Here is a 12,178-nt window from a genome sequence, read left to right on the forward strand (position 1 = left end):
CCCGGCTCTGCGCCGCGATCGTCGACCGCCTCACCTTCGGCGCCAACATCATCGAAACCGGCAGCGACTCCTACCGACTCGCCCACGCCCGCGCCGCCCGCCAAACCACCACCTGACCCGCCCCAAGCGGGGCCAGATCAAACCGCCATACCCCCACCCAGCCACCCGCCGGGTGGGGCCACTTCAAGCCGCCCACATGGGGCCGAACCAAACCGCCAGAGCCAGGGCGGGTTTGCGGCCGGTGTAGACGCCACGCTGGCGGGCGGCGGCGATGCCCTCGCGTTGGCGTTCGAGGATCAGGGCGCGTTCGAACTCGGCGAACGCTCCCATGACCGACAGCAGCAGCGTCGCCATCGGCGAGTCCTCGCCGGTGAAGGCGAGGCTCTCCTTGACGAACTCGACCCGCACGCCCTTGCCGGTCAGGGTCCGCACGAGGCGGCGCAGATCGTCGAGGTTGCGGGCGAGGCGGTCCATCGAGTGCACGAGCACGGTGTCACCGTCGCGGACGAATGCGAGCATCTCGTCGAGCTTCGGCCGGGCGCTGTCCTTCCCGGACGCCTTGTCGGTGAACACCCGCTCGACGTCGACCCCGTCAAGTTGGCGCACCCTGTTCTGGTCGACGCTGCTGACCCTGACGTAGCCGACCCGCATTCGCCTGCCCCCTGCCACACCCGGAAATGTCAGGCTGGACTCTTAGAACCGAGCCGACACACGTCAAGAAACCTCGCCAAGGACCCTAACCTGACGCTCTCGGCGCAAGTTGATCGTGTGGTGTTGGGGTGTACCCCAAACCGACGCCCCTGGCCGCCCCGACAAGATCGCTCTAGGGGTCGGCGTCGCCCCGCCACTCCCGCAGCACCGCGGCCGCCGCCGCGGTGTCCGGATGCTCGTCGCCGAGCAGCCGCGCAAAGTCGGCGGCCACCCGCTCCCCCAAGCTGATCGCCTCACCGGTTCGCCCCGCCTGCGCGTACGAGGCGGCGAGGTTGGCGCGGGCGGTCAGCGTGTGCGGATGCTCGGTTCCGAGCAGCCGCTCCCGATCGGCGGCCACCCGCTCCTCGAGGCTGATCGCCTCCCCGGTCCGCCCCGCCTGCCGATACGAGGCGGCGAGGTTGCCGCGGGCGGTCAGCGTCTCCGGATGCTCGTCGCCGAGCAGCCGCGCAAAGTCGGCGGCCACCCGCTCCCCCAAGCTGATCGCCTCACCGGTTCGCCCCGCCTGCCGATACGAGGCGGCGAGGTTGCCGCGGGCGGCCAGGGTGTCCGGATGCTCGTCGCCGAGCAGCCGCGCGCAGTCGGTGGCCACCCGCTCCTGCAGGCTGATCGCCTCCCCGGTCCGCCCCGCCTGCCCGTACGAGAGGGCGAGGTTGCCGCGGGCGGTCAGCGTCTCCGGATGCTCGTCGCCGAGCAGCCGCGCAAAGTCGGCGGCCACCCGCTCCCCCAAGCTGATCGCCTCACCGGTTCGCCCCGCCCGCCCGTACGAGAGGGCGAGGTTGGCGCGGGCGGTCAGGGTGTCCGGATGCTCGTCGCCGAGCAGCCGCGCGGAATCGGCGGCCACCCGCTCCTCGAGGCTGATCGCCTCCCCGGTCCGCCCCGCCTGCCCGTACGAGGCGGCGAGGTTGCCGCAGGCGGCCAGCGTCTCCGGATGCTCGTCGCCGAGCAGCCGCGCGCAGTCGGCGGCCACCCGCTCCAACAGGCTGATCGCCTCCCCGGTCCGCCCCGCCCGCCCGTACGAGGAGGCGAGGTTGCCGCGGGCGATCAGCGTGTCCGGATGCTCGGTTCCGAGCAGCCGCGCGCAGTCGGCGGCCACCCGCTCCAACAGGCTGATCGCCTCCCCGGTCCGCCCCGCCTGCCCGTACGAGCCGGCGAGGTTGCCGCAGGCGGCCAGGGTGTCCGGATGCTCGTCGCCGAGCAGCCGGCTGGCCTGGTCTGTCATGTGCTGCCAGTAGGTGACGGTGGGGGCGTGCAGGCCGGCGTCGAGCAGACTGGTGCCGGCCCGGTAGAGCAGCCGGTGGCCGTCGGGCTGCCAGAGCAGGTCCCCGGCGTGGCGGGTGAGGGTGGTGGTGTTGGCCTGCAGGGTGGTGGTGAGGTCGGGGAGGGTGTGGTCGGCCTGGGGCCACAGGGCGAGAAGCGCGTCGGCGACCGTCCGGCTGGCCGCCGCCGGGTCGGGGAGGGTTTCCCGGGCGGCGCGGGCGGTCAGGGCGTGGATCCGCACGGCACGGGCACCGTCGGTGGGGGTGTGAGTGAGCAGGCCGTAGCGGTGCAGCAGCCGCATCGCCCGGCGGGCCTGGTCGGCGCTGACCGGCCGGCCGGCGCGACGCCGGCCAAAACGGCCCCGGCTGGGGGTACCAGTGCGGTGCGCGGTCAGGTAGCCGGTGACCGCGGGGGTGGCCCATAGCGCCTCCGGATGTCCGGCGGGGTCGCAGAGTGCGGCCAGGGCGAGAGCGGGGCGAGCCAGTCCGGGCGGGTCGGCCGCGTCGGCGGCGTCGAGGGCGAGGAGCAGGGTGACCGCGACCGCCCGGGGATAGCCGTCGGGCTGGGCGTCGGCGGGCATCAGGTCGGCCAGCCGGCTCTCAGCATGGGTGTAGCGGGCCAGGTAGGCGGCGCATCCTTCTCCCTGGCTGATCATGTAGGCGGCGGCGTGCGACAACGCAAGCGGTAGATGGCCCAGCGCGTCGGCCAGCCCGCCCGCCGGCGTCCCCTGCCCCTCGGTTTTCCTGTCCGGGTCGAGCAGGTGGGGGTGGCCGGCGTCAGTCAGCCGGTCGGTGAGATACGCCGTCGACTCGTCGGGGCTGTACACGTCCACATCGACCTGGAGGCGTCCCGCGCTGGCCAGGGTCGGATGGTCACGTAGCCGGGTGGTCGCCACCGTCCAGCCGGCCGGCCGGTGTGGGGGCCACCAGCCGGTGAGCGGCGCCGGGTCGACGATGTCGTCGAGGACGACCAGCCACGACCGGGACGTGGTGTGCAGCCACTCCAGGAACCTCTGCGCGTCGACGGTCAGATCCGTCCCGTCGGCGCCGGGTAGCCCGACCTGTGCGGCGGCACGGGCGTAGCTCCTGATGACCTGGTCGGCGGTGGCGGCGTCCACCCAGACGACCAGGTCGGTGCCCTGCGCGAGCGCCCGGTGGGCGAACCAGGCCGCCAGCTGCGATTTGCCGACCCCACCCCCACCCGCCAACACCCGCGTCCCTACCGCACCCGCGTCCCGGCGGGTCTTCCGCTGGGTCAGGACCACATCCACACCGCGGCCACGAGCCGCGGTGATCTGGTCGCGCAGGCCCTGGCGGGGTTGGAACGCCGACGCCAACCCGGGCGGCCGGCCCACCAGCACCGGCCACACTGTGGGCGCCGCCGGCTGGGGATGATGATGATGTTCGACGGTGACAGGGCCCATGACACCGCTGTTCGCGACCGCACCGTGGTCCGCGGACGCGGCCCCGGACCCGGCGACCGTAGCCGCCTCTGCCGCGACGGGCGGTGTCTTCTTGGCTTTCACGGCCGGGGCCCACGCTGAATACCGGTGTTGGCCGACGACCCAGGCCCGTCCGCGGTCGCGTCCCCTGTCCGCGCGGCCCGCGCCGCCCGGCCGACATCGCCAGTGTGCAGGCCGGTGGTGGCCTGCCCGCCGCCGGTGGCACGGGCGTCACCGGTGTCCTCGACCCGGTCCGGTTCGCCCCCCGACCCACCCGGCGCGGGCAGCAGGTACGGCGCGGCCAACGCGAACAGCCCCACCAGCAGGCTGAGGCTGCTGGCGAGCTTGTCCGCCCGGTCCAACCCGACCACGGCGAGATAGACCACCAGCCCGACGACGACCACGGCGAACACGACCCGTCCCGCCCACACCCACCAGGCGCTGCGCCGCGGCACCCAACCACCCCCCGAAACCATCCTTCTGGTGATCGGTGTCAGTGTACGAACACGGAACGACACCGACCAGCAGCACCACCACCGAACCGAACCGGCCCGACACCCCCCGCACGGGGGATTGTCGCGTGGAGGGGGATTTCCTGCGACAACCGCATGGGAGTGACACCACCCAAGATCGAATGGGTAAAGAATTACTCGCCCTCACGGGGCAGGCCGGTCAGAACAGGCCGAGATGCCGCGGTCCGGCGCGCGCGGACCCGGCCTCGTCGATGGTCGTCGTGGGCGGCATCGGGTCCCGGCGGGCTGGACGGGCGTGGCGGCGTCCACGAGGACGCGGATCTGACCGTGGGAGACGGCGGAGCGCGGCCGTACAGGTCCCGAGCGCACTCTCCTGCGTCGATGAGCCGTACACGGTTGTCCGGCGGGCCCCAGGGCGCCAACTCCTGGCCGCAGCATCCGGGGAGCGTCACCCGAGGAGCGCGGCGGTGCACTGGCCTACTTGTTCCACACAACCCCGGTCTCCACGCCCATCGCCAGCTCCGGTACCGCCAGCTGCCCACCTGGCGCTATGAAGCAGGTCACGTCCCCGCGGCGATCCCTGACGGCCCGCCTGTCGCGAGATCCAACGCTCGGGCGGTGGAGGTGCTTTCGGCTCGGCACATCCACCTCGCCAGTGGATCGCCTACGGAAGATCATTCTCTGGGTGCTGGTGCGCGATCAAACAGGTTTGATGATCGGAGTGCGGATTAGTCTGCGTTTGGGGCTGTTTAACGCTGCTCGCGTCGTCTACTCTGTGCTGCGCTGGACTGGCAGCAAGGAGTGATGATGACGCGTCGCTGGTGGTGGGGGGTGGTACTCGGGGCGGTGCTGGTCGCGTTGCTGGCGGCGGCCGGGCCGTGGCGTGTGCACGCGAACGGTCCCGTGGGTGCCCTGGCGGTCACGGGCTGGGCGATGTGGGTGGCCGCCGTGGCCGTGGTGGTGTGGGTGTGGCTGCGGGAGCGGGGTCTGATCTGGCCGGGGTCGTCGCTGCTCGGGAGCCTGTTCTCCGGCGGGGCGGTGCGGGATCTGACGGTGTTCACCGTTGCGACGTCGCCGGCCCGGCCGGTGTCACCGCCGCCGACCACGCCTGCCCTTCCCGGTCCGCCGCCTCGACGTCCATCCCCGCCGGCCCCAACGCGGGAGCCGAGCATGAACGCCGGCGAGATGGTGGCGTTTGTTCCCCAGCGGCCGAGCCCAGGGCTCGTGACGTACCCGGGGCGGCACCCGGCGCTGACCGGGCCGCATCCGACGTCCGCGGCGGCGGTCGACGAGGACGGTTTCCTTCCGGAAGCGCTCGCTGCTGCCCTGCGCGACCCTCACACTCGCCATACCAACGCCGCTTCGACGGGCGGGGGATGTCGTATCGCGGCGGGGATCTCGGGGGCGGGTGTGGTGAGCGTCGACGTGCTGACCGGGCCCGGCTGGGCAGTGAACGGCCCAGGCAGGGACGGGGTGATCCGAGCGGTTCTCGCGCAGCTGCTCCAGGGCCTGCCGTGGGGCAACGGGCCGGTGCAACCGGTGGTGAGCGTCGCCTACGCGCGGCGTCTCGGCCTGGCGGATCCCGAGCGCCTGGGCCTTGCCGTGGCGCCGACCTGCGCGGTGATGGTGCGGCATCTGGCCGCGGAGATCAGCCACCGGTCCCGGTTGGCGCAGCGCGTCGCACCCTCGGCCGGTCTCGCGGACCTTCGTGCCACGTTTCCCGACGAACCCTTCCCTGTGATCGTCGCCGTCCTCGACGAGATGGCGCCGAACAGCGGGCCGATGATCCGCAGCCTGCTGGCACGAGGCGCGCCTCTTGGGGTCAACGGGCTGCTCGTTGGCGACGCGTTTCCCGGCGTCATGGTCGCCGCGGACGGGAACGTCACCGCCGATCAGACCTCGTATGGGCTTCGCCGGGCCTTCACCCTGGGCACGGAGCCCACCCGGCGTCTGCTCGCCCGCCGGATGTCGGGCACGGCCGGTGAGGAGGTGACGATCCCGCTTGTCGGATGGCAGCTCCCCGCACCGCCCGCGCTGCCCGCCTCCCGGCTCGTACCGGCACAAGCCGCTCTCCCGCCGCCCGCCGTCGCCCCGCTTGCCGCGATCGCCGTCGACCCGCCGCTGTCCACATCAGGTGCCAGCGGACAGGGGGTCATGCTCGTGACGTTCGGCCGGCCGCATCTGACCGGAACCGACGGCCAACTCGCCTACCACGGACTCCTCAGCATGGAGATCGCCACCTACCTCGCCCTCCACCCCGACGGCGCGTCCACCGCCACGCTCGTCGACCGGCTCCTCCCCGACGCCGACCCGGCCCGCGCGAGAAACCAGATCCACCAAGGCGTCCGCCGGCTCCGCGACGCCTGCCGGCGCACCTGCGGCACGACCATCACCATCGACAGCGCCAAGGGTGTCTACCGACTGCGTCTGCACGGCGCGGCCCGCTGCGACCTGTGGGACTTCCAGACCGCACTTGACGACGCCGACCACGCCCGCGACGACGACGAACGCACCACCGCGCTGCGTCGCGCCGTCCACGCCTACACCGGCCGGTTCGCCGACGGCATCGAGGCACCCTGGGCCGAAGGCCCGGCCACCACCCTGGCCCAGCAGGCCCTCGATGCCGCCCGCGACCTCGCCGACCTCCTCGCCGACCACGACCCGGCCGGCGCGGTCGCCATCCTGGAACAGGCCTTGCTGCACGACCCCCACGCCGAAGCCGCCCACACCCACCTCATGCGCCTGCACGCCCATACCGGCCACCCCGCAGACGTCCGCCGGGTCTACCACCGGCTCGAACACAGACTCGCCGAGATCGGCGCCCGCCCCACCCCCGCCACCACCGATCTTCTCGCGCGTCTCCTACGGCCCCGTACCCCACCCGTCCGATGACCACCGACGACGACCGGCAGCAGAACCCAGAGCCCGCCCAAGCCGACCACGAACTGCGCGGCCGTCGCCCGCATCGGCTCCTTCGGCTCCGCAGACCCCCCACCACGACGATCCCGGCCCGCCAGCCCGCACCCTGGCCCGTCGCAGCCACCTGGTGCCAACCCGACGAACAGATCTACACCCGCAGCCCCTGCACCGCATGGTCCACCCGCAGCGAACCTCGTCAGGGCGGCCCCACCTGGCTCGACCACGGCGACGGAACCCTCTACATCACGAACCTCCAAACCGTCGTCTTCCTGAGCGCGCCCGGAGATGTCCTCTGCGTGCCGCACTGGACCGTCACCGAAACCGGAATCCGCCACGGCCACCTCGAAATCGCCATGATCGGACACAGCATCGTGCGTCTCCACCTCCCGGACGCCCACACCCACCAGCATCTCCTCGACCATCTCCGCGAAGGACAACGACGCACCCGCAGCCGCCCCTTCCTATAGGCCATCTCCCCATCAGGGCGGCGTGTCAGAAGGGGGCTCGAACCGCTGGACCGACAACGAACCCTTCACCTGGCACCTCATTGCCGCCTGCGTCACCTTCACCGCAGTCGTCTCCATCGCCGCCAGATCACGACTCGAATGAATCTCCCACGCCTCCTTCTCACGCGCTCCCGCTGACGAAGACCGCGGAGGCGATCGCCGCTTCGTCTGAAGCCGCTGATCGCGCTCTACCCAGCCCGGCACCTCCACCCCACCGTGCCCCTGGCATCAGGTACGAGGACGGGCAGCACTCGGTCCCCCACCAGTTCACCGGGGCCAAGATATGGGTGCGCTGGCCCTACGCTAAGCAGGATGACCGTTCTGGCCGGCGAGTTTATCCTGGACTTTTACGGTCTATTAGGAAGAAGCCGTGCATCGCCGGCAGTGGCGGCGGCACACCATGAGCCGAGCGCCGAAATCTGCACAAAGAAGAGATCGCCCAGCCCTATACTGTCGGCGAAGAGGATCAGCTCGGCACGAAGGCCCCGTCGGCCCTTCCCGACTCGAAAAGCCGAACTCCATAGCTGGACGAGCGGAAGATCTGACTGAGCGTGGTATGCGTGGATGACATCAAAGTCTGTCGTCGCGGCCGGTCAGGACCCGAGATCTTCGCGGCGGCTACGCAGATACCTGCGCCACCCTCGGGTGAGGCCCGGGATGGGTTGACGTCCCTAATTTGTGTTAAGATTCCTTTGCCGCCCAGCACCCCCCGAGCTGGGCGGCACTTTCACGCCGCCGCACTACACGGGCGTCGTGCGCTCAGGGGTATGGCCGCGAGAGCCGCAGGCTCCGGCAGGTGAAATTCTCTGCGGGTCCCGGGACCCGAGAGGGGCCGGGAGCTCATCACCACACCGCTTTCAGGAACAGGTCAGCGACCGTGGCGGGCCGACCGGCCCGCACCCCGCGATACACGGCGCCCCATGGTGCGGCACAGCCTCCCGGAGCGGACACGAGCTCCCGGGTAGCACTCTGGTTCCGAGGGCCCGTGACCGGGATGGCCTGAGTGCCTGCGTCGCCGCCAGGATCGGGAAGCCCGATGACCTTGTCCACGATGACGGGACTGCGGTACACGCTGATCCACCCCCGCCGCGCCGCCCGAGAGCAGCACGCGGCACCCCGAGAGGACGCGCCGCCTGAAGCCCGCTCGCCTGGGCCTACCTCGGGGCCTGGAACGCCCACCCGAAGGCTATTCTCCGGAGCTCGAAGGGAGGCCACTATGAGCAATGCCGCTCCTGGCCCTCGCCGGACGTTGCGTCTGATCGTTACCGGTGGTGGGACAGGGGGTCATGTGTTCCCCGCGCTGACGACAGTCCGGACTCTTCAGCGTCGTCTGGGCGCCGGCGGGGTTGAGGTGCTGTGGGTCGGTGCGGAACGGGGCCTGGAGGAGCGGGTGGCGGGGGAGGAGGGTATCGACTTCCGGTCGGTCGCCACGGGCAAGATTCGCCGGTCGAGCAGTTTGTGGAAGATGGCGTCGGCGGAGAACGTGCGGGATATGGGCCGGGTGCCGCTTGGTGTGGTGCAGGCTCGTTCGCTGGTCGGCGGGTGGGCGCCGGATGTGGTGCTCGCGACGGGCGGCTATGTCGCGGTGCCGGTGGGGCTGGCGGCGTGGATGTGCCGTCGGCCGCTGGTGGTGCATGAGCAGACGGTGCGCCTGGGCCTGGCGAACCGGACGCTGGCGCGGGTGGCCGCCCGGGTGGCGGTGTCGAGTGCGCCGTCGTTGGAACTGCTACCGGACGCGGTCCGTGCCACGGCCGTGGTGACGGGGAATCCGGTGCGCGCCGAGGTGCTGTCCGGGCAGGCGTCTCGGGCGGTGGCGGCGTTGGGCTGGACAGGCCATGATCCGGCGTTGCCGACGATGTATGTGACCGGCGGTGCGCAGGGGTCGGTGCAGATCAACACCGCGGTGGCCGGGGCGCTGCCGTGGCTGGTGGAGCACGCGAACGTGATCCACCAGTGCGGCCCTGGCAACGTCGAGGCATTGCGTGGGAACGCGGCGGGTCTTGCGGTGCCAGAGCGGTACTTCCTGACGGGGTTCCTGCGTGGGGAGGTCGCCGACGTTCTCGCGCTCGCGGATGTGGTGGTGTCGCGCAGCGGCGCGGGCACGATTGCCGAGCTGACCGCTCTCGGGAGAGCTGCGGTGCTGATTCCGTTGGCGTCGTCGGCGGGCAACGAGCAGGCGCACAATGCCCGCTATCTGCAGGATGCGGGCGCGGCGGTGGCATTGGAGGGTGAGGTGTCGCCGGAGCGGCTGTGGAAGGCGGTGGAGCCGCTGCTGACCGACCGGGCGGTCTGCACCACGATGGCGAAGCGAGCACGGGCATTCGGCCGACCGGACGCGGCCGAACGCCTCGCGGACGTGGTCCTCGACGCCGCCGGTTGGCGTCAGGGCAGACCGCGGCCCTGAAGCGCCTGGCGCAGGAGGGCAGCGACCTGCCGGACGTCGCTGTGGGTGAGGGCGGGGTGGAACGGCAGGCTGAGGATCCGGGCTGCGGCCTGCTCGGTGATCGGCAGCGGGGACCGTTAGCGTTCGCCCTGGATCCTCGTAGATGCTGGGACTAGAATGATCTTGGGTGAGCCGATGACAGTGGGGGCGGCCGCACGTCGAGGCCCCTGGTCGTTGATCGATCTAGGGCTCGACTGGTGACGGTGGGTAGCTATCTTGGATGGCTGGCAGTAGTACCCTGGGGACATTGCGGATCAGGGGCTGGAGCCCACCACGACACGTGGCGCCGCAACCGTGCCATTCATAGGACCTGAGCTGTCGGGCTAGGTGGTCCGCGAGGGGAGAGCCGGTGCGTCCCGCCAGGGTTGTGAGGCGACCGCTCTAGCCGAGCCAACGTTTCTCTCGGGGGCTCGGCGTCTCTCGCGAGCGGCAGCTTGCCGCCGTCTGTCGGCTACGGCTCGGTATGGAAGGCTTTGATCGTGGATCACTTGTCTCATGTCTTCGCTCGGACGCTGCGTGACGACCCCGCAGAGGCGGAGACAGTCAATCACAAGCTCCTGGTTCGGGGGGGCTACGTCCGGAAGGTCGCCTCCGGTGTCTACACGTATCTGCCGCTGGGGCTGCGGGTGCTCCGCAAAGTCGAGGCGATCGTGCGGGAAGAGATGGTGCGGGCCGGCAGCCAGGAGATGCTGATGCCCTCGCTGATGCCCCGCGAGCTGTGGGAACGGACCGGCCGCTGGACCCAGTACGGCGAGCTGATGTTCCGGGTGGCCGACCGCAAGGGCGCAGAGTTCTGTCTCGGCCCGACGCATGAGGAGCTCGTCACGACGCTGGTCGCGAACGAGGTCCGCAGCTACAGGGACTTGCCGTTGAGCGTGTACCAGATTCAGACGAAGTACCGGGACGAGCTGCGGCCCCGGTCCGGGCTGATCCGTGCCCGGGACTTCGTGATGAAGGACGCCTACAGCTTCCACCCGGACCGGGACTCGCTGCGCGAGACCTACACGGTCATGTACTCGGCGTACGAACGCGTGTTCACCAGGTGCGGTCTGCGGTTCCGTGCCGTGGAGGCACAGGCCGGGGAGATCGGCGGCGACGTCAACCACGAGTTCATGGCCCCCACCGAGGTCGGAGAGGACCTGTTCGTCTACGCGCCCGACGGCACGTACGCGGCGAACCTGGAGGCGGCGTACTGCGCGCGTCCCGAGCCGGTCGAGCCCGGATCGGAACCTTTGGTTCGCGTGCACACGCCTGGGGTACCTGGGGTCGACGACTTGTCCGCCCACCTGGGCATTGCGGCGTCGCAGATCCTGAAGTGCGTCCTCTACAAGCTGCCCGCGGTCGAGGGCGAGGCGGCCCTTCGGGTGATCGCGGTACTGGTCCCGGGCGACCGCGAGGTCAACGAGCACAAGCTCACGAAGGTCCTGGGAGCCGCACCGTCGCTACTCGACGCCGCCGACTTCACCGCGCACCCGGCTCTGGTCCGCGGCTATGTCGGCCCGGTCGGGCTCGGAGCCCACGTTCATCGGATCATTGCGGATCATCACGTCGCCGCCGGCCGCGACTGGTGTACCGGCGCGAACCAGGTCGACCATCACGTCACCGGCTGCAACCTCGGCAGGGACTTCACCCCCGACGAGTTCGCCGACGTCACCAACGTGCGTGCGGGTGATGCCTCTCCCGACGGCAGCGGACCGCTAGCGATCGACCGCTCGGTCGAGGTCGGGCACATCTTCCAACTCGGCACCAAGTACTCCCAGCCGCTGGAAGCCCGCTACCTGGACACGAACGGCAAGGATGTGGCGATGGTGATGGGCTGCTATGGCATCGGGATCAGCCGCATCCTGTCCGTTGCCATCGAACAGCACCACGACGACAACGGCATCCTCTGGCCGGCGGAGCTCGCTCCCTACGACGTCGAGGTCATCCCGCTCGGCAAGAACGTCGACCCAGAGGCAGTCACCAGCGTGGCTGCGACACTGGAGGCCGAGGGCCTTGACGTCCTCGTCGACGACCGGCCGGGGTCGGCCGGCGTCAAGTTCGCCGATGCCGACCTGATCGGCTGCCCCGTCCAGGTCATCGCCGGCCGCCGTCTCGCCGAGGGAGTGGTCGAAGTACGGACCCGCGACCGGTCGACCACCCTCGACATCGACATCGCAGACCTCCCGAAGGCAGTGCAGCGACTCCTCCACCCGTCGGCCTAGTACTCCAGCCCGACTTTTGTGATCAATTGAGTTGTAGGGCTGCGGCCTGGCGGTGGTAGTGGCTGGCTTGTGCGCGTGCCTGGTGGCGGCGTCGCCGCCAGGACCAGGCCAGCACGAAGCCGGCGGCCGGGGCGGGTCGGGGCATCGCGAGCTGGATGATGAGGTGGCGGACCTCGTTGACGGTGAGCGGGATCAGCCCGTCGGCGGGTTCGGTGTCATGGGCC

The 12,178-nt window shown here is 70.7% G+C and carries 7 protein-coding genes and 1 pseudogene; 4 read left to right on the forward strand and 4 right to left on the reverse strand.

Annotated elements, in window-relative coordinates:
* Positions 1–183: 183 nt before the first annotated feature.
* From AC6EXY_RS32415 to AC6EXY_RS32425, 3 genes are all read right to left on the reverse strand, one after another.
* Entirely contained in the window at positions 184–651 is a 468-nt protein-coding gene (locus tag AC6EXY_RS32415) for a recombinase family protein (protein ID WP_499818916.1), read from the reverse strand.
* A 172-nt stretch (positions 652–823) separates the two neighbouring features.
* Complete coding sequence (fxsT, locus tag AC6EXY_RS32420) at positions 824–3,391, reverse strand: FxSxx-COOH system tetratricopeptide repeat protein (RefSeq protein ID WP_499818917.1); 2,568 nt, start codon at positions 3,389–3,391, stop codon at positions 824–826.
* A gap of 98 nt (positions 3,392–3,489) precedes the next feature.
* A complete protein-coding gene (locus AC6EXY_RS32425; RefSeq protein ID WP_499818918.1) occupies positions 3,490–3,864 on the reverse strand; it encodes a hypothetical protein in 375 nt (124 codons plus the stop codon).
* A gap of 825 nt (positions 3,865–4,689) precedes the next feature.
* On the opposite strand from AC6EXY_RS32425, the gene AC6EXY_RS32430 reads away from it, so the two are divergent.
* The 4 genes from AC6EXY_RS32430 (at position 4,690) to AC6EXY_RS32445 (ending at position 11,954) form a co-directional block, all read left to right on the forward strand.
* Complete coding sequence (locus AC6EXY_RS32430) at positions 4,690–6,774, forward strand: AfsR/SARP family transcriptional regulator (RefSeq protein ID WP_499818919.1); 2,085 nt, start codon at positions 4,690–4,692, stop codon at positions 6,772–6,774.
* The gene (locus AC6EXY_RS32435; RefSeq protein ID WP_499818920.1) at positions 6,771–7,268 is read left to right on the forward strand and encodes a hypothetical protein; all 498 of its coding nucleotides are present in this window, start codon (positions 6,771–6,773) and stop codon (positions 7,266–7,268) included. The genes AC6EXY_RS32430 and AC6EXY_RS32435 overlap by 4 nt, the downstream gene beginning before the upstream one ends.
* Positions 7,269–8,523: 1,255 nt before the next feature.
* Positions 8,524–9,711 carry an undecaprenyldiphospho-muramoylpentapeptide beta-N-acetylglucosaminyltransferase gene (gene murG, locus AC6EXY_RS32440; protein WP_499818921.1) on the forward strand — a complete coding sequence of 396 codons (1,188 nt, stop codon included), beginning with the start codon at positions 8,524–8,526 and terminating at the stop codon, positions 9,709–9,711.
* 518 nt (positions 9,712–10,229) lie between these two features.
* Entirely contained in the window at positions 10,230–11,954 is a 1,725-nt protein-coding gene (locus tag AC6EXY_RS32445; RefSeq protein ID WP_499818922.1) for a proline--tRNA ligase, read from the forward strand.
* A 22-nt stretch (positions 11,955–11,976) separates the two neighbouring features.
* Here AC6EXY_RS32445 and AC6EXY_RS32450 read toward each other — a convergent pair.
* Positions 11,977–12,178: pseudogene (locus tag AC6EXY_RS32450) on the reverse strand (hypothetical protein); the annotation flags it as partial.

This window comes from Frankia sp. RB5, from assembly GCF_059816245.1.

Excerpts from the sequence above, each read along its gene's own strand:
- AC6EXY_RS32415 (WP_499818916.1), bottom strand. The coding sequence starts at position 651 with ATGCGGGTCGGCTACGTCAGGGTCAGCAGCGTCGACCAGAACAGGGTG.
- fxsT (WP_499818917.1), bottom strand. The coding sequence starts at position 3,391 with ATGGGCCCTGTCACCGTCGAACATCATCATCATCCCCAGCCGGCGGCG.
- AC6EXY_RS32430 (WP_499818919.1), top strand. The coding sequence starts at position 4,690 with ATGACGCGTCGCTGGTGGTGGGGGGTGGTACTCGGGGCGGTGCTGGTC.
- AC6EXY_RS32435 (WP_499818920.1), top strand. The coding sequence starts at position 6,771 with ATGACCACCGACGACGACCGGCAGCAGAACCCAGAGCCCGCCCAAGCC.
- murG (WP_499818921.1), top strand. The coding sequence starts at position 8,524 with ATGAGCAATGCCGCTCCTGGCCCTCGCCGGACGTTGCGTCTGATCGTT.